The 19,159-nt window shown below is 40.3% G+C and carries 16 protein-coding genes; 12 read left to right on the top strand and 4 right to left on the bottom strand.

The window, feature by feature from the left end:
* Positions 1-36 precede the first annotated feature (36 nt).
* Positions 37-549, top strand: coding sequence for a DinB family protein (locus tag ACZ1GV_RS09650; RefSeq protein ID WP_472673984.1), 513 nt, complete (start codon positions 37-39; stop codon positions 547-549).
* Positions 527-1,249, top strand: coding sequence for an NRDE family protein (locus ACZ1GV_RS09645; protein ID WP_472673983.1), 723 nt, complete (start codon positions 527-529; stop codon positions 1,247-1,249). Before ACZ1GV_RS09650 ends, ACZ1GV_RS09645 begins: the two co-directional genes overlap by 23 nt.
* On the opposite strand, the gene ACZ1GV_RS09640 is transcribed toward ACZ1GV_RS09645, so the two are convergent.
* From ACZ1GV_RS09640 to tolC, 4 genes are all read right to left on the bottom strand, one after another.
* Positions 1,235-2,872: a vWA domain-containing protein gene (locus tag ACZ1GV_RS09640; protein WP_472673982.1), complete on the bottom strand. Its 1,638-nt coding sequence runs from the start codon at positions 2,870-2,872 to the stop codon at positions 1,235-1,237. The two genes, ACZ1GV_RS09645 and ACZ1GV_RS09640, sit on opposite strands and share 15 nt — an antisense overlap.
* Positions 2,873-2,913: 41 nt before the next feature.
* Complete coding sequence (locus ACZ1GV_RS09635) at positions 2,914-3,510, bottom strand: TcpQ domain-containing protein (RefSeq protein ID WP_472673981.1); 597 nt, start codon at positions 3,508-3,510, stop codon at positions 2,914-2,916.
* Between the two features lie 9 nt (positions 3,511-3,519).
* A complete protein-coding gene (gene lpxL / locus ACZ1GV_RS09630) occupies positions 3,520-4,506 on the bottom strand; it encodes an LpxL/LpxP family Kdo(2)-lipid IV(A) lauroyl/palmitoleoyl acyltransferase (RefSeq protein WP_472673980.1) in 987 nt (328 codons plus the stop codon).
* Positions 4,507-4,658: 152 nt separating this feature from the next.
* Positions 4,659-5,981 carry an outer membrane channel protein TolC gene (tolC, locus tag ACZ1GV_RS09625; protein WP_472673979.1) on the bottom strand — a complete coding sequence of 441 codons (1,323 nt, stop codon included), beginning with the start codon at positions 5,979-5,981 and terminating at the stop codon, positions 4,659-4,661.
* Positions 5,982-6,181: 200 nt separating this feature from the next.
* Between tolC and ACZ1GV_RS09620 the strand changes: the two genes are divergently transcribed.
* The 10 genes from ACZ1GV_RS09620 to ACZ1GV_RS09575 all read left to right on the top strand — a co-directional run bounded on the left by ACZ1GV_RS09620 (position 6,182) and on the right by ACZ1GV_RS09575 (position 19,125).
* Positions 6,182-6,820 carry an NUDIX domain-containing protein gene (locus ACZ1GV_RS09620; RefSeq protein WP_472673978.1) on the top strand — a complete coding sequence of 213 codons (639 nt, stop codon included), beginning with the start codon at positions 6,182-6,184 and terminating at the stop codon, positions 6,818-6,820.
* Positions 6,821-6,832: 12 nt separating this feature from the next.
* Positions 6,833-7,297 carry a DUF1249 domain-containing protein gene (locus ACZ1GV_RS09615; RefSeq protein ID WP_472673977.1) on the top strand — a complete coding sequence of 155 codons (465 nt, stop codon included), beginning with the start codon at positions 6,833-6,835 and terminating at the stop codon, positions 7,295-7,297.
* A gap of 77 nt (positions 7,298-7,374) precedes the next feature.
* Positions 7,375-7,950 (top strand): YqiA/YcfP family alpha/beta fold hydrolase, encoded by a 576-nt coding sequence (locus tag ACZ1GV_RS09610; protein WP_472673976.1) that lies wholly within the window; start codon positions 7,375-7,377, stop codon positions 7,948-7,950.
* Between the two features lie 58 nt (positions 7,951-8,008).
* Complete coding sequence (parE, locus tag ACZ1GV_RS09605) at positions 8,009-9,910, top strand: DNA topoisomerase IV subunit B (protein WP_472673975.1); 1,902 nt, start codon at positions 8,009-8,011, stop codon at positions 9,908-9,910.
* Between the two features lie 22 nt (positions 9,911-9,932).
* Positions 9,933-11,900 (top strand): hypothetical protein, encoded by a 1,968-nt coding sequence (locus tag ACZ1GV_RS09600; protein ID WP_472673974.1) that lies wholly within the window; start codon positions 9,933-9,935, stop codon positions 11,898-11,900.
* A 21-nt stretch (positions 11,901-11,921) separates the two neighbouring features.
* A complete protein-coding gene (gene parC, locus ACZ1GV_RS09595; protein WP_472673973.1) occupies positions 11,922-14,234 on the top strand; it encodes a DNA topoisomerase IV subunit A in 2,313 nt (770 codons plus the stop codon).
* A 296-nt stretch (positions 14,235-14,530) separates the two neighbouring features.
* Positions 14,531-15,787 (top strand): efflux RND transporter periplasmic adaptor subunit, encoded by a 1,257-nt coding sequence (locus tag ACZ1GV_RS09590; protein ID WP_472673972.1) that lies wholly within the window; start codon positions 14,531-14,533, stop codon positions 15,785-15,787.
* Between the two features lie 76 nt (positions 15,788-15,863).
* On the top strand, positions 15,864-16,595 hold the full coding sequence (locus ACZ1GV_RS09585; protein ID WP_472673971.1) for an ABC transporter ATP-binding protein: 732 nt from the start codon (positions 15,864-15,866) through the stop codon (positions 16,593-16,595).
* A 1-nt stretch (position 16,596) separates the two neighbouring features.
* Positions 16,597-17,910, top strand: coding sequence for an ABC transporter permease (locus tag ACZ1GV_RS09580; RefSeq protein ID WP_472673970.1), 1,314 nt, complete (start codon positions 16,597-16,599; stop codon positions 17,908-17,910).
* A 9-nt stretch (positions 17,911-17,919) separates the two neighbouring features.
* The gene (locus ACZ1GV_RS09575) at positions 17,920-19,125 is read left to right on the top strand and encodes an ABC transporter permease (protein ID WP_472673969.1); all 1,206 of its coding nucleotides are present in this window, start codon (positions 17,920-17,922) and stop codon (positions 19,123-19,125) included.
* Positions 19,126-19,159: the final 34 nt, after the last annotated feature.

The following is a 19,159-nucleotide window of genomic DNA, read 5'->3' as shown; positions in this document are numbered from 1 at the left end:
TTCTTATAACCTAGGAAATAAAAATAATGGATGGTTATGTCACTAATTCAAGAAATTTCAAATGATAATAAATTTGTCTTAAATCAGTTGCTATCATTGACTGAAAAGCTCAGTGATAGTGACTACAAAAAAGTAAAAAAGCAGCATGGCTCGTCAATAGGAGCTCACGTTCGCCATATCATTGAACATTACCAATCATTTTTTTCCGCAAGTAGTGTTGTCAATTACGATCAAAGATCCAGAGATACTCTTCTCGAGAATTCTACATTGTTGGCTAATCAGGCCATTAGCCATTTACTGACTAAATTAGCAAGTGCTCAAAATGACAAGGCCGTCAGTGTGATATGTGCAACAAACGCCCACAAAAAAAGCCTTCCAGTAGAAAGCTCATTAGCCAGAGAGCTGGTTTTTTTGTATAGCCACACAACACATCATATGGCAATCATTAAGCTGTTGGCCGCGGATTTAAGTTTATCCTTCTCTGATGATTTCGGTAAAGCGGCATCTACACAGGCATTTGAATCATATGTGCAGCCTAAATTGGCGTAAGTTTAATGATCGTTTGTCTTTGGTATTTACCAGGGATGAATCGGTACTGAGAGCGCCGTCTTTGCCTCCGCAACGTTTTGCCAAAGGTGGTATTGAATACCTTATGCCGGTTGATCCTGTTGGTGGTGGAAGTTGGATATCGGCAAATAGTGCAGGCTTTATATTTTGTTTGTTGAATGACTATCAAGGCCAATTAAAATCGGCGCAAACGAAGTTAATATCAAGAGGGCAACTTATAAAGCAGCTCTCAGAATGCAAGTCTCTAACACAAATTCAACAAGTCATTAAGCGCTGGCCTTATGAACACTCTCAACCCTTTTATTTATTAGCTCTAAGCAATACGAGCCAAACCATTTGGCACTACGACGGAATTAGAGCAATTACAAATCGCCCCGCTCCAGAGCAGGTGTACTCATCTGGTCACCCTGATGTTGCAAGTATACAGTCGTTAAGAGCTAAATACGTGAAAGGAAGCAATCCCAAAACAATTTCTGACTTGATTAGGCTTCATCAAAGCCACCAACCAGTCGTTGGCAGTGATTTAGCGTATAGCCTTTGTATGCACAGAGAGGAAGCTTGTAGTCAGTCTTTAACAGTGATTGAATTAGCGACAGGGGAGGTAAATATGAGGTATTGGCAAGGTCAGCCGTGTGAAGCCAACCTTGATAAACCAATAGCTAAATCACTATTGATTACATAAATCTTCGTTTCGTCTATTTTTGATAAATTCAAAATCAGCTTCATTATCAGACATCTTTAAATATCCGTCTTGAATTGCCATCGTCGAATTATCAGTGACCTTAATATAAATCATATTAAACGAGTCGCTCGGTCGGGTGAAGGTAACTAACTTACCATTACGACTAATATCATAATCAATTGACCCAACACAGTCTTCAACTTCCCACTGTAACGCAGGCTCAGCGTTGCTCCAGCGAACTTTTGCTTCCCATGTTACGGTAGGCGAAACCGTTGCTCTAATACCGCTTAATTCAACCGTAGGCACAACGTCGACGTAGCCGTCAGCGTTAAAATCGTATGTTACGCTATCAACACAATGAGTAATAAAACCAGTATCTGAAACTTGTTGAGTCTCGCTATCATTTACGGGACTATTACAGTCATAGTTATCATTAGCAGCAACGCCAAGCTTATGATTTCCTGCTCGTTTTGGGGTCGCATAACTCAGTAAATAAAGGCCATTTTCATAACTTTTTGCAAATTGTAAAGTGCTATCTAACACGGCCCCAAGTTCGTTAAAATCACTAATGGAAAAAATATTTGAACTGTCCGTAAAATTCTCCAACACACTTGTATTAGACTCACTGCCAATAGTAATAAAATAGACATCTTTATTACCAATTGATGCTCGAGCAGTCTCTTGAGAGACCATATCAGACGTATCGTTGCCATCAGTAAATAAAATTAAACTACCGTAACTAACTAGGCTCAAGGAAACTTCGTTTACCCAGCTATCGGCACTGGCGGCGATCGCCCCAAATAAGTTGGTACTATTACCACCTACTTTTATATTATCTAACGCGGTGAAAATCGTATCTAGGCTTTGGCTTGAAGTAACAATATTCTCAACAGCACTATCAAACGTAAAAATTGATACACGTTGGTTGGCTTGTAGCAAAGAGTTGCCATTTTCATCACTAATCGTATTTTTAATACTTGTGGTTATTTGTTGCAGGTCACCAGCGGTCATAGACGAGCTAATATCAATAGCAAAAACCGTTGTATATTGAGCATCAATGCCGACTAGTTGTTCTATCTCTAAAAATGATTCTAATGGTGAAATCGCTAATTCGTTTTCCGTAATTGTTAGATAGTCTCTAACATTGTCGGTGGTGAGGCCTTCTAATGCTTTGCCAGTAAATCGGTCAACAATGTGAAATGCAAACGTCAATATAGACTTTGATGCTTCATTAAACGCTAATGGATTTAAACTGTATGCAGTGCCTTGAATGCCAGTACAGCTAATCTCAATATTACTGACGTTACTGATTGCGTTACCAGAGCCGTTATTGATGACACAATTTAATCCAGTTGGTTGTTGAACTAACTGAACCGAGTAGTCTTGATTGACTGGAATACGAGTGGCAAATGTGAAGTCACCATTGGTTTGAAGTGTTTCTTCATTACCATTTAAACTCACGACTATAGTGTCTGCTAAGCCGGTAATAGTGCCACTGATTGATACACTGCCATCACTTTTTTCTGGATTTTTGTTTGAGTCGCCACCAGAGCATGCTTGTAAAACAAGCGAAGCTGCAATGATAGGTAGGGTAAAAAGAGCTCTATAACCCTTTGAGAACATAAATTTTCCTTAATTGATTTGTAGGCTGTTGAAAGCTAAACCTATCTTGTTGGCTCACAATGCTTACTAATGTAGGTATCGGTTTTATCCGTAATTACGAGTGCTCGTGCGTCTTTGCAAAAGTACGTTTTAACTTGGCCACTATAATCGCCACTAACAACAGAAGATATTTTGTTGACTAGCGATTTAAAGTCACTACTTTCGGTAAAGTGTTCTTTTACGATGTAGTCGTATTTTAAATCCCAAATCAACTCCATGCCTTCTGTTTTTGCATAGGTTTCAAGTGCGGTTTTTAACGTATCGTTTTGTTTAAAAGAGCGTTTTATAGAGGCTCCTTGCCAATTGTCAGATGCGGGCTCAACGGTTCCGTCTAAAGAGGCAAGTTGTTGAACCATAGATTGCTCTGGTTCAGGCAGTTTAATTGTATAATCATTTAGGCGTTCAGCACCAGGCTTAAGGGCCTGACGAACTTCAGCGTAAAACTTGGCAACACCTTTCGCTACCGCATTTTCACTAGTTTTATTACTTTCGTCACTACCCCAATACACAAAGCCAACAATAATTAAGATAAATATGACAGGGGCCAATATTTTACCTAAATACCCAGATTGCTTTTTTTTGCTTTTATTTTTATCCATAAGTCCCTCTTAATATAACGATTCAGGGGCGTCTTCAGGTCTAGTTTTAAACCGACGGTGTACCCACATATATTGTTCCATATTGTCTAAAACAGCTTCTTCGACCCATTTATTTATCATCTTAGCGTTTTCTAAAGAGTCTTCACTAGGATAATCGGTTAAAGCCGGTAAAAATTCAATCTCATAACCACCGTTATTCGGTAATCTTTTTAATTTAGTTGGAATGGTAACTGCGTTTTTATGTCGAGCAAAAATTTCAGTTCCAGTTGTTGTGGCCGCTTGTTCAACATCAAAAAACGGAGCAAATACACTTCGGTTCGGCCCATAATCATGATCGGGTAAATAAACAGTAACTTCGCCGTTAGATAAGGCTTTTAGTAAGCCTTTAACATCACGCTTACCAATCATATATCTATTTGATCGACAACGCCCTCGGTATTGAACCCATTCAAGCAGTTTGTTGTTGTGGGGGCGATAAAAACCAACGCACGGGTACCCAGCTTCGCCTAATACTCTGGCCATCATTTCCAATGGTAAGATGTGGAAAAATAGTAAAAAAATACCTTTGCCTTGTTGCAACGCGTCATCAATATGCTCAGTTCCTTTTACATGGCATATTGGCTTTGCTCGCCAAGATGGCCACCACCACGATATTCCACTCTCGAAAAGTGCGATGCCAGCATTTTCAAAATTTATTTTAACTAACTTGTTAATTTCAGCCGCTGACATATTTGGAAAGCACAGTTGTAGGTTGCGAATGGCGATGTTTTTACGTCGCTTTAAAACTTTCATTAACAGTCTGCCGATGAGTCGACCCATAGCTAATTGCAGTTTATATGGTAGCCAACTAAGGAGATATAGTGTTGAGATCGTTAACCAGGTCAGCCAAAACTTGGGATGCAAAAAACTCAAAGAAAATGTAGGGGCGATAAATGCATTGTTTGATTCTGTTTTACTCAAAACTGGATTCCATGCTTGGTGACAAGTTAAAAACATAAGTATTCTAACCGATATCAGCGAATTATGGATAACCATTTTTAGATAGGTATATTTATTAGTAATACAGGTAGGAAATCACGTCATAAAAAAACGGAGCTGGTGCTCCGTTTTTAGTTTGATATCAACGTGACTTTTTAAGTTCAGGCTGTTTATTTAAGGCCATTGTTCACGGCTGTTAAATCTTGACCGTTAAGTTGGCCGGCAGCTTGTTTTAATGACAGCATGGCTAGAATGTAGTCGTAACGGCTCGTTGCTAGGTTACGCTTAGCGTTATATAAGTTTCTAGTACTGTTTAGAACATCAACAATTGTACGAGTACCTACATCAAAGCCAGCTTGAGTTGCTTGCAATGCACTCTCCGCAGAGACGACAGACTGATTAAGTGCTTTTAACGTAGACACAAGTGAAGAGACATCAGCAAAAGACGTTCGCACATTGCGAACTACGGCACGATAAGCCGCTTCACGATCTTCGCTAGCAAATACATAATTTGCCTGCGCCTGTTTGATCGCAGCTGTGGTGCCACCACCACTATAAATAGGTACATTAAGATTAATGCCGATAGACGATGAGTTTAGACCAGGACCGTCAATATCTTTACCAGCATCATTGTGGTTAATACGTGCAGTTAAATCTAACGTTGGATAATGACCTGCATCCGCACGTTTAATTTCAAATTTTGCAGCATCAACAACTAATTCTTTACCTTTTAAATCTAGGTTGTTCTGCTCTGCTTTTTCAACCCATTGCTGAACATCGTTTGGCATTGGTAATGAAGCTTCAAAGCGTTCAGTATTTAGCGCATTAAAATTGTTGTAAAACTTGCCGGTTATTTCTCGTAGGACTTCTTTAGAAATTTCTAAGTTATTCTTACTACGAATTTCAGTTGCAACCGCAGTATCAAAGTTTGCTTGAGCTTCATGCACGTCGGTAATCGCAGTTAAACCTACCTTAAAGCGTTCTTTTGTTTGCTCTAATTGACGCTCAATCGCTTTTTTCTCTGCTTGAACAAACTCTAAATTATCTTGTGCCTTTAAAACGTTAAAGTAACTTGTCGCAACGCGTTGGATTAGCGTTTGTTGTGCTAAATTAAAGCTAGTTTGTGCTTGTAACGCACGTTTTTCAGATGCGTCTAAGTTGTACCAATCACCCATTTTGAAAATGTTTTGGGTTAATGTAATGCCATAGCTTAAATTACTTGAATCGTAATCATACACTTCACCAGTGGTTGTACTTACAGCTTCCGAGTTGCCCATGGAATAACCAGCTGAGAAAAATACATTTGGTAATAATCTAGAGAAAGCTTGTTCTTCTAATTGCAAACTGGCTTCATAATTCGCTTTTGCTTTGAGTGTCTGTGGATCGTTTTGTACTGCATCTTTGTAGGCATCTAATAAGTTTGTCGCTTGACTTTGCATAGATACGCTGGCAAAAAATAGCGCTATTGATGCAGTTAATAAAGACTTTCTCATACTGGTTCCTTAACAGAAAATTTATTGCAATCTTGACGTTTACCGATAATTGGCTTCATTGTAGCCTTTCTCTTTGTTTCGCGTAATGTTTTTATTGTAAATATCTATTCAGCAAATGTAACAGAATATTGAATTGTAAATAAGCTGATTACGTTATTTATGTTAAACTGGCGCGCGCATTTGAACGGTAAGGATCACAAATGGCGAACTCAAAATATACCCCTCTATTTGATAACAAAAATATTGAAATCAAGTCTGTTGAGCGAGTATTCAATGGATTTTTTAAAATTAATAAGTTTACATTTCGTCATTCATTATTCAAAGGCGGTCAAAGTAATTGGATTGAGCGAGAGATCTTTGAGCGTGGTGACGCTGTAGGGGTGTTACCTTACGATCCTTTTTTACAAAAAGTTGTGCTAATTGAGCAAGTGAGAATTGGCGCTCAGGCATCAAAGGATACACCTTGGTTACTAGAGGTGATCGCGGGTATAGTTGATAAAGAACATGAAGATTTAGAGGATGTCGCGAAAAGGGAGTCGTTAGAAGAGGCGAATTTGCACATTGATACATTGACACCTATGTTAAGTTATTTATCCAGTCCGGGCGGAACCAGCGAGCGACTTTATTTATACCTTGGTGTGATAAATAGTGAAAATGTTGGTGGGGTTCATGGCTTAGATGACGAAAACGAGGATATCAAAGTTCATGTTATTGATGTTCAACACGCGTTTGAACTACTAGATTCAGGAGTCATTGATAATGCCGCGACTGTGATTAGCCTGCAATGGCTCAAATTAAACAAAGATAAAATAGACAGTAACGCTTCTGTTACAGAGTAAAATAGAGAATATATGAATACAGTCAAAAAAGAGAAGTACGTAGTTGATCTGCAAAAGTTACAAAGTATTTGTAGTCGCAACTATGCGTTATTGCTTCGATTATTGCCACTGGATTATACAAACCAGCAAACTTGGCAGATTGAGCTTGGACAAGGTCTCTATTTTATATTGTCGGTTCTTGACGTGACACCCTATACAGAGCAATTTAAGCTAGTTCAAAACAGTAATTTGCCAACATTAGTTGGACAACTAGAAATAGAGTTTCGACTATATCACGACGCACAAATGGTGGAAGTGACAAAGTATCAGCAACAAGACAGAATTAGGGCGAATAATCCCTATCCAAACTCTAAGTTGCATCATAAAGACGAGAAAACCCAGATTAACGCTTTACTAAAAGATTGGCTAAACCTGGCAATTGATCATCAATTTAACAAATCCAAAAGTTCTGTGTTGCGGAACTCAGCATCAAACTAATTTTGGTCATTAATGATTTACGTTCAAACGTTAATTAAAACAAAAACAAAAACAAGTTAATTATAAAAGAAGTAACCATGCGCAGTATTATATATCTTCACGGATTTCACTCTTCACCAATGTCCGAAAAAGCAAAGCTATTTGTAGAATATGTTGAACAAAACCACCCCGAAATTAGAGTTCATGCACCTCAGTTAGCGGTATATCCGATTGATGCAATTAACACAGTTGAAACTTTAGTTGCTGAACTTAAAAATAGTACCGAGCTACTTGGTATAGTAGGTAGTAGCCTAGGTGGGTATATAAGTACTTACATTCACAATAAATATGATGTGCCGGCGGTAGTGATTAATCCAGCTGTAAAACCTTTTGAATTATTAGAAGAATATATCGGTGAGCAAATTCATCCAATCACGGGTGAGCAGTATGTGCTTGAGCCTCGACATATGCTACAACTGAAACATATTTATCAGTCAAAAATTAAGAATCCCGACAAAGTTTGGTGCCTACAACAAGAAGGCGATGAAGTGTTAGATTATCGGCAAGCTTGTGAACATTATAAAGAGGCAACATTAACCTTGGAGCCCGGTGGCGATCATAGTTTTGTTGGCTTTAATCGACACTTACCAAAGATAGTAGAATTTTTCCTTTAAGTTTGACTCAATCCTAGTTAACCTTCATTTAGAACCTAAAATTAGAATAATAAGCGCTATGACAAATCAATCTTATAATGCAGAAGCAATCGAAGTATTAAACGGCCTAGAGCCTGTTCGTCGTCGCCCTGGAATGTACACAGATACAACACGTCCAAATCACTTGGCGCAAGAAGTCATCGATAACAGTGTCGATGAAGCACTTGCTGGTCACGCGACTAACATAGTGGTGACTTTGCACGAGGATAATTCATTAGAAGTATCAGACGATGGCCGTGGTATGCCGGTTGATATTCATCCTGAGGAAGGTATTCCTGGAGTAGAATTAATTCTTACTAAACTGCACGCTGGTGGTAAGTTTTCTAACAGCAATTATGAGTTCTCTGGTGGTTTACATGGTGTAGGTGTTTCAGTCGTAAATGCTTTAACCACCCGTATGGAAGTTCGAGTTCGCCGTGACGCACAAGAATACCTTATTGCTTTTGAAAATGGCGACAAGGTTCAGGACCTCGAAGTTATCGGAACAGTTGGCCGTCGTAATACTGGTACAACCGTTCGTTTCTGGCCAGATGCATCTTATTTTGATAGCGCAAAATTTTCTAATTCTCGACTTATACATAACCTCAGAGCAAAAGCGGTACTTTGCCCAGGTTTAAAAATTAAATTCAATAATAAACAGCTCAAAGAAACTCACGAATGGTATTACCAAGATGGTCTTAAAGATTATTTGGTTGATGCGGTAAAAGGCTATGTTAATTTACCTGAAGACCCATTTATTGGAGCTTTCAGCGGTAACCTAGAAGCAGCCGATTGGGCGGTAACGTGGTTGCCTGAAGGGGGCGACTCTATTGGTGAAAGTTACGTAAACCTGATCCCAACGGCGCAAGGTGGTACTCACGTTAATGGTCTTCGCCAAGGCTTATTAGAGGCCATGCGCGAATTTTGTGAATTTAGAAACTTGGTTCCTCGAGGCATCAAATTAACTCCAGAGGATATTTGGGAACGATGTAGCTATATTTTGTCGGTTAAAATGCAAGATCCTCAATTTGCCGGTCAGACCAAAGAGCGACTTTCTTCGAGGCAGTGTGCAACGTTTGTTTCCGGTGTAGTAAAAGATTCCTTTAGCTTATGGCTAAACACACATACTGACATCGCTGAATTACTTGCAGAAATGTGTATCAGCAATGCTCAAAAACGACTTAAAGCAGCAAAAAAAGTTATTCGTAAAAAAGTAACGCAAGGACCAGCACTACCTGGGAAGTTAACGGACTGTTCGAGTCAAGAAAATGACCGTACAGAACTATTTTTGGTAGAGGGTGACTCAGCTGGTGGTTCGGCAAAACAAGCTCGAGACCGAGAGTTTCAGGCAATTATGCCATTACGAGGAAAAATACTTAACACTTGGGAAGTAGAAGCCGGACAGGTTCTCGCGTCTCAAGAAGTCCATGATATCTCTGTTGCAATTGGCATGGACCCTGATTCTTCTGACTTGAGCCAACTACGTTATGGCAAAGTGTGTATCCTCGCCGACGCTGATAGTGATGGTTTGCATATCGCGACCTTGTTGTGCGCGCTGTTTACTCGACACTATAGAACGTTAGTAGAAGCTGGTCATGTTTATGTCGCTATGCCTCCACTTTATCGAATCGACGTGGGTAAAGAGGTATTTTATGCACTTGATGATGGTGAAAAAGATGGGATTTTAGATCGTATCGCCGCTGAAAAGAAAAAAGGTAAAGTGAATGTGCAGCGCTTTAAAGGTCTGGGTGAAATGAACCCGCTGCAATTACGTGAAACAACGATGGATCCAAATACCAGACGCTTGGTGCAGTTAACAATAGACGAAATTGAGCCTACGATGGAAATGTTAGACATGTTGTTGGCTAAAAAGCGCGCAGGAGACCGTAAGTCGTGGCTTGAGAGCAAAGGCAATAAAGCGGACGGTTTAATATCACTCTAATATTAGTGTAGATAGGAAAGTTATGGGCATAGCGACAGCGTGGAAGAAAAAAAACGCATTGTTATCAATTTTGACGATAGCAGTCGTGCTTACACCTATTTTTTCTGTCTATGCAACGTTTGATACCAGTAACTCTCCTGAAAAAGTTATAAAAGTAGGGCAATTATCTAAAGCCAAATCTCAATTTAAAAAAGAGTACGGTTCTTTTGAAAACTTTATCGCACAAGCAGAGTCGCATATATCGAAAGATCCAGCTTGGGTGTTAACGGGCGTTGGATTTTTTAATGCTGACTTTGATGCTAACGATGACCTAACAATTGCGCAGCAGGTTCAACTAAATATGCTCCATGTCGAAGCGTTAGTTGAACTTGCTCGGTACGAACAAGCTCAATTGGCATTGCACAGAATGTCGACGCTTACCGAAGTAGCAACCATAGAAACGCAACTTCGTTGGCACGAGCTGTCTATCGAAGTGGCTTTGAAAAATCTTAACTTTGATGTCGTGTCGACCCATTTTGAGCAGGTATTTACACTATTAAACATAGCTTCTGAATCATCGCCTAATAAAACTAACACTGACGTAGATGATTATGTCGACGTTTATTGGACTATCAAACGAGGTCAGTTTTATCGTTATGTTCAAGATTATCAAAAAGCAAAGTTCTGGTTGGTAGCAGCAGAGTATAAGGCGCAGCTCAGTGAGCAAATAGCGTTAATAGTATGGAGTCAAAAAGAAGTTATTCATTTGTTAATAGATGAAGACAAGCTTTTTTTGGCAAACCAAGCCTATCAGCGGTTAGTTGGACTGTTAGAGGAGCGAAATTTAACAGTATTGGCTGAGCAATTAAAATTGGATTGGGCGTTGTTAAATCGTCACCAGCTAAAATATAGGTTGGCAGATAAGCGTTTAGAAGCTGTTTATGAATATGCGGATAACAATAAAAATCGTCATTTGCAATTAACGGCCTTAATAGAATTAATTAAGAGCCAGATAGATCAGAACAACCTAGGCTACGCACAACAGTTGGCTAAAGCTGCAAATACACTCAAAGGTTTACCTGGAGCTTTAGGGAGAAATGATGACGACAAAAGACAAACGCTCAATGAATTAAACTTCTCAGGTGCGAGATTAGCGCTGTTAAATAATTCATTTCAAAAAGCAGAACGCCTGTTGAAAACGATTTCTATCTCAAATCAAAACGCTCGTATTCAGCTGGGTGGACAATCAGATGTAAAATCTCAGTTGTCATTAGTCGATGTTAATGTACTAAAACGAAAGGTTGCGGTTGCTCAACATAATTGGCAACTAGTGGCTCAATTAGATGCATTGATTGCTTATCAAAGTAACGAAGTTCAGGCATTACAAACGAAAAAACTCGCTAGCTACAGGGCATACGAACAACAGCAAATACAAAAAGAAAACGAACGTCAATTGCTCGAGTATCAGGTAATGAATCAAGATTTGTCGACGGCATTTTTAGTGCTCGCAGATAAGTTATCAAATACAAGGTGGCTGATATTAATTTTAGTATTCGGGCTAGTATTCGCCATATACAATGCGGTATTACGGCGCCAGGCTGGTCGCAGTGCACTTTCTGGTCATTTGGTATTGCATAGTGCTGAAAAAGCGGTCAATCAGATGATGGCAAGTGAAAAAACGTTCAGCATCGTAGCGATTGATTTTAATCACGTGTCATCACTTAATAACGCTTATGGTGTATTAAAAACCGACTTGGCCATTAATGATAAATTGGCAAAAATTAAGCAACTAAATACGCGTTATCAAGTTTTACCAATTAGCGGTCATCGATATTGGTTAATCGCAGAAGGTTACAACTCAGATCAAGCGCGAGTTTTGGTGACGCGAATAGAAAAACAATTAGAACAAACACAGCCACTACTCTCGGCTCGTTATGAAATCTGTGAGGTTTCTAAGCCTACAGAATTTATGACAATATTAAATCAATTAGAATCGAACTTAGCCAAATAAGAAGATAAGAAGGTATAGGTAATGACAGAGGCAATCAGCATCAGCAGTGACGGAATTGAACAATTACCGTTAAGGCGTTTTACAGAAGATGCCTATTTAAACTACTCCATGTACGTGATCATGGATCGAGCGCTCCCTCACATCGGTGATGGTTTAAAGCCTGTTCAGCGCCGAATCATTTATGCAATGTCAGAGCTAGGTTTATCTGCGGCTGCAAAATATAAAAAATCTGCTCGTACCGTTGGTGATGTATTAGGTAAATATCATCCGCATGGTGATAGTGCATGTTATGAAGCAATGGTGCTGATGGCTCAACCATTTTCTTACCGTTACCCATTAGTAGACGGACAAGGTAACTGGGGTGCAGCAGATGATCCTAAATCATTCGCTGCCATGCGTTACACCGAAGCTCGTTTATCAAAAGTATCTGAAATTTTATTGTCTGAGTTAGGTCAGGGCACCGTTGAGTGGCAACCTAACTTTGACGGCACAATGAAAGAGCCAGTTACTTTACCAGCACGATTACCTCATATACTTCTAAACGGCATTACCGGCATCGCTGTTGGTATGGCTACTGATATACCGCCACATAACATAAGAGAAGTAGCGCAAGCGTGTATTCACTTACTTAAAGAGCCTAAGACAGAACTTCCGCAATTGATGGAATACGTTAAAGGTCCAGATTATCCAACTGAAGCTGAAATTATCACGCCAAGCGCCGATATCGCGAAGATTTATGAAACCGGCAAAGGCAGCATTAAAATGCGCGCTACGTTTGTTGAAGAAAATGGCGATATTGTTATTAACGCGCTGCCGCATCAAGTCTCAGGCGGTAAAGTTTTAGAACAGATTGCGGCGCAAATGCAGGCTAAAAAGTTACCTATGGTAACGGACCTGCGCGATGAGTCTGATCACGAAAACCCAACTAGAATCGTTATTGTTCCGCGCTCAAATCGAGTTGACGTTGAACAAGTCATGCAACATTTGTTTGCATCAACGGATTTGGAAAAAAGCTATCGAGTAAACCTAAACATGCTTGGTTTAGATGGTTTGCCAAAAGTAAAAGGCTTAAGACAAATTCTAACGGAGTGGATTGAGTATCGCCGAGGTGTAGTAACTCGTCGTCTGCAATACCGTTTAGACAAAGTGTTAGCTCGACTTCACATTCTTGAAGGCCTATTAGTTGCGTTCTTAAACATAGATGAAATCATCGATATCATTAGAACGGAAGAGCACCCTAAACAAGTATTAATGGAGCGCTTTGGCCTATCAAATACGCAAGCTGAAGCTATTTTAGAAATTAAATTACGTCAGTTAGCTAAGCTTGAAGAAGTTAAAATTAAAGCGGAACAAGCTGAGTTGGCGAAAGAGCGTGATCACCTGCAAAGCTTGTTAGGTTCGAATACCAAATTAAACAACCTTATCAAGAAAGAACTTGCTGCAGACGCTGAAGCTTACGGTGACGATAGACGTTCGCCAATTGTAGTAAGAAGTGAAGCAAAAGCGATTTCGGCCAAAGACTTAGTACCAAGTGAGTCTGTAACCGTTGTGTTATCAGATAAAGGCTGGGCACGCTGTGCAAAAGGCCATGACGTTGAGCCAGAAAAACTAGGTTATAAATCTGGTGACGGCTTTAAATCTGCCGCCAAAGGCAAGAGCAATCAACCAGTTGTCTTTATTGACAGTTCAGGGCGAAGTTTTAGTGCCGATGCACATTCACTGCCGTCAGCCCGAAGCCAAGGTGAGCCTTTGAGTGGACGTTTTAGTATTGTTGCTGGTGAGACGCTGGAACATACTTTGATGGCTGCAACTGAGCAACAGTATTTAGTGTCATCAGATGCGGGTTATGGCTTTGTCTGTAAGTTTGAGGACATGCTCACTCGCCAAAAAGCCGGTAAAGCTTTGGTTAGGTTACCGACTGGAGCTAAGTTATTAGCACCACAAACGGCTGATGATATTCAGAATGAAGACTGTTTGGTGATTTCAAATGAAGGGCGCATGTTGGTGTTCCCTCTTAAAGATTTGCCTGTATTATCAAAGGGTAAGGGTAATAAAATTATCAATATTCCTTCTGCTCGTGCTGCTAGTAGAGAAGAGGTTGTTAGCCAGATTGTTGTTGTTCCTGAAAGCGCAAACGTAGTGCTACATGCTGGAAAGCGAAAACTCACCCTAACGGCAAAAGACATAGATCACTATCGTGGAGAGCGAGGTCGTAGAGGCAGTAAGTTACCTCGCGGGTTGCAGCGAGTTGATCGTGTTGAAGTTGAAATGAAAGTAACAAACGACGACATAATTAATGATGACGCGACCACAGAGGGCTCGTCAGAAGGTTAATGTTAATCCCATAGTTGTTTATGCAATGACTTGGGCATCGTTGTTTATTTTAAAGCCACAGATATTAAATTCTGTGGCTTTTTTACATCTAGCTCACCAGACTTCTAAGTTGTTAAATATAAAGTGTCCGATCGGACACTTCAAACTGTCCGCGGACGCTTTTAAATCATCTCTGCTTTATTTTGTCTTTATTTATCAGCTGCTTATCTTTTGGCACGGTCCTCGCTTTAACTAGCTTATTGTATTAGTTATACGACGCATGAATGAGTCCATTTATGGTCAATGGAGCAGAAAAGATGATTAAGGATACAAGCGCACAAGATGTTGCCGTTGAGTCTAAGCCAAACATAAAAAAAGTTGTAAGCATCACGCTAGTTTTAATTATCGTGCTTGCGTTCACTGTTAAGGCTCTGATGAGCGGAGCTTCAGTTAGCCACTCGTTTGATCGTTCATCAATGCAAATTGCCAGGGTTGAGATGGGTGAGTTGATAAGAGACATTGTTTCTAATGGGCGAATTGTTGCGGCCAACGCACCTCAAATCTACAGTCCAGAACAAGGCTTTGTTTCACTAAAAGTAAAAGCAGGAGACGAGGTGGAGCTTGGTCAAATTGTCGCAACGGTAGAAAGCCCTGAACTTGCTAACCAGTTAAAACAAGAAACCTCAGAAATGGAACGACTTAAAGGGGAACTTGCGCGTCAGGAGTTAGATGCCCGTAGTCAAACATTACAATTAACAAAACTGTTGGATATTGCGCAAGTAGATTTAGAAGCTGCGCAACGAGAAAATCGTCGGGCACATGCGTCAATGAAGAGTAATTTAATTAGCCAAATTGATTTTGAAAAAGCCGTGGATGACTTAGCAAGAGCGGAGCTAACTCACAAGCACGCTAAGGAAGAAGTGATCATTGCCAAAGAGCGTCTAGCGTTTGAATTAGCCAGTGCTAAAAGTACAGTGTCACGCCAAACATTAGTGCTAGAAGAGCTAAAACGTAAGATTAACGACCTAAACATACTTGCGACAGTAAAAGGCGTTGTTGGTAATTTAATTGTTCAGCAGCGGGCGTTAGTCAAAAAGAACGACGCGTTAATGACGTTAGTTGATTTAAGTGCATACGAAGTTGAATTAAACGTGCCGGAGAGTTATGCCAATGACATTGGTATTGGCATGCAAGCTGAAATAAATATCGCCGGCAGCACTTTCTTAGGCAAGCTTTCTGCAATTTCACCAGAAGTAAAAAATCGCCAAGTTACGGCACGTGTGCGCTTTGATCAACAGCAATTAAATGGCATCAGACAAAACCAGCAAGTCTCAGCCAGAGTGTTACTCGAAAACAAAAAAAATGTAATGAAAGTACGCCGTGGCAGTTTTATGCAAGCCGGTGGATTTTATGTTTTTAAAGTTGAAGGCGATATTGCCAAAAAAGTCGATATTCAGCTTGGCGCAATAAGCATGAGAGAAGTGGAAATACTATCAGGCTTAATAGCCGGTGATGAAATTATTATCTCCAATTATGACGAATACAGTAAAGCAGATGCGTTCTTATTAAATTAACAAAAGCGCCAGCTATCAATTTGTTTTATCGAAAATTTGCGACGCGAACCAGTTAAATTCAGAAAGGAATAACACAATGTTAAACATGAAAAATATCAGCAAAGTCTATCAAACGGAAAAAGTCCAAACTCACGCATTACGCGACTTTAATTTAGAAGTAAAAGAGGGTGAATTTATTGCAGTGACTGGACCGTCAGGCTCAGGAAAAACAACGTTCTTGAATATTGCCGGTATGTTGGAACCATTTTCGAGTGGTGAATTTATGCTGGATGACGTGAATGTTGGTACATTGAGTGACAATGAAAGAGCTGACTTAAGAAACCAAAAGATTGGCTTTATTTTCCAAGGTTTTAATTTAATACCTGATCTGAATTTATATGAAAATATTGAAGTGCCTTTACGCTATCGGGGAATAAAAGCAGCTGAACGTAAAATTAGAATTGAGGAATGCTTAGAAAAAGTTGGGTTAGCCAGTAGAGCCAAACATTTACCTCAACAATTATCAGGCGGTCAACAACAACGCGTAGCAATTGCAAGAGCGTTGGCTGGCAAGCCACGCTTTTTGTTAGCCGATGAGCCAACGGGTAATTTAGATAGCCTGATGGCCCGTCAAGTAATGGAGCTGTTGGAGAATATCAACACCGAAGGCTCCACTATCATAATGGTGACCCATGACCAGGAGTTGGCCCGTCGAGCGCCTCGTAATATTCAGGTAGTTGATGGTCAGTTAGCAGACTTTACCTTGTACCAAAATAAGTCTCCAGACTCGGTATCGGCGCGAGTCGAACAGTCTATTGCGGAGGTGTAATATGTTTCTTCACTACATAGACCTTAGCTGGCGCAGTCTAAAGCGCACACCTTTGGTATCAGCGCTTATGATCCTCGCCATAGCAATTGGCATTGGTATAACGATGACGAGCTTGTCGGTTTATCACATGATGTCTATGGATCCTATCCCACATAAAAGTGACCAACTTTTTGCAGTACAACTTAATACAACCGATGATGGCAATAACTGGTGGACACCAGATGATGTGCCATATCAATTGACCTATAAAGACGCGATGTTTCTGCACAACGCTGAAACACCAGTTCGAAAAACCGCGTCCATTCGCACGGCGTTTACTGTTCATATGAACAACCAAGAGGTGAAACCCTTTTTAACTTCCGCCAGAGTCGCTGGTAAAGATTTTTTCAGCATGTTCGATTTAGAGTTTATTTATGGCTCGTCGTGGAGTGAGGCTCAAGAAGCCGCTGCTGAGTTAGTCGTTGTAATAAACGAAGAAACTAACAATAAGTTGTTTGGCGGCCAAAACTCTGTTGGTAAACAAATGTATCTAGACGACGCGATTTTTACGGTTGTCGGCGTTACTAAAAATTGGGATATCCATATTAAGTACTACGACTTAAACAATGGTTCCTTTAATGCACCTGAGCCACTGTTTATTCCAATTGCATTATGGGAACCAATGCGACTCGTTAGCCGTGGTAATACCAACGGCTGGAAGCATGAAAACGTAACGACGTTTGAAGGCCAGCTGCAGTCGGAAATGTTTTGGGTGCAGTTTTGGGCAGAGCTACCAACGGACAAAGACGTTCAAAAATATCATGACTTTTTGTTTGCGTACTTAACTGAGCAAGGTAGCAAAGGTCGCTATACACGCGAAGTGCCTCAATTCAATTTAAAAGATGTGAATGAATGGATGGAATACAACAATGTTGTATCAGAGGACAATAAGATACTTGTTGGACTTAGCTTTATGTTTTTGGCCGTCTGTTTAGCTAATATTTTAGGCCTGCTACTTGGTAAATTTATCCGTAGAGCGCCAGAAATTGGCGTGCGACGAGCGTTAGGTGCAAGTAAACGTCAGATATTTCTTCAGCATCTGGTGGAAGTCTCGGTACTCGGACTATTAGGTGGATTGATTGGTATTGGCATCGCGCAACTTGGGCTGTGGGGCGTGCGCGTGACGAGTAGCCAATATGCAGAACTAGCTGGTATGGATTTCACAATGATTTTAACAGCCCCTGCAATAGCGATTGGTGCTTGTATCATCGCAGGCCTTTATCCCGCTTGGCTTGTATGCAAGACACAACCTGCCATCTACTTAAAGACGCAATAGGAGCGCATCATGTTAGAAATTAAGCCTATATTTAATTCATTGCTTCGCTCTAAGGCGGGCGCAGTAATGCTGCTGATCCAAATAGCTATTACCACGGCCATCGTGAGCAACGCCTCATTTATTGCCAATGATCGAATTGAATTCTTAACCCAAGAAACGGGTTATCCAGAAGATGAAATCTTTAGTTTTACGACAATGACGTTTGATAAGGAGCTCGATCTTTCTCAAAAGTTTGAAGAAACGGAGACTATGCTTCGAAACATTCCAGGTGTAAAAAATGCGGCATTGTTTAACGCTGTACCGTTATCTGGGAGTGGTTCTGGTGGTGGATTGAGATTAACCCCGGCAACAGAAGGCGGCCAAGACGTTCGAACATCGTATTTTTTATCCGATGAAAACGCACTAGATACGCTGGGTATTAGTTTAATAGAGGGCAGGAACTTTCGTCCTGACGAAGTGATAATATCTCAAAGCAGAGACGTATTTCCGGAAGTTGTTGTGGTTACAAAAGCATTGGCCTTAGAGTTGTTCCCAGAGGGCAATGCGCTTGGACAAACCGTTTTTTTTGGCGTATCGCCGATGAAAATTATTGGCATTACTGAACCAATGAAGAGTGCATGGTTAAAAGACAGTAGACCAGATAATGTATCTATAATGCCTTATGTTGGCGCGTCGATGTTTCAAAAAATCATTGTTCGTACTGAGCCTGAACAACGCTCTGCCATCATGCGACAGATTGAAGACTTGATGATTCAAGACCATAACAAACGTGTCATTATTGGGTTGCAAGGTATGGATGACGATAAACGAGAATACAATTCGTCAGATATTTTAATGTTGCGTATGCTTATTACGCTTATTGTGGTGCTTGTTCTTATCACAGGTCTAGGCATATTTGGTTTGACAGTATTTAATATTAATAAACGCACCAAACAAATAGGCACCCGCCGTGCACTTGGCGCCAGAAAGTCTGATATTGTAAGATACTTTTTAATTGAGAATGCGATTATTTGTGTATTCGGTATTGCGCTTGGTGTCGTCGCCGCCATTTTAATGGGCCAGATGTTACTAGAGAACTATTCGATGCCTGCGTTAAATACTAGCTATGTAGCGATCACTGCGATATTTATTTTTATAGCCAGTTTGTTGTCGGTTGTTATGCCAGCTTCTAAAGCGGCAAATATTTCGCCGAGCATCGCAACTCGTAGTATTTAGAGCGCATAATTGATAGGCTTAATTCATTGAAGCT

This window comes from Psychrosphaera sp. HA2-10 (assembly GCF_055693745.1).
This window is presented reverse-complemented; position numbering and strand designations above follow the sequence as displayed.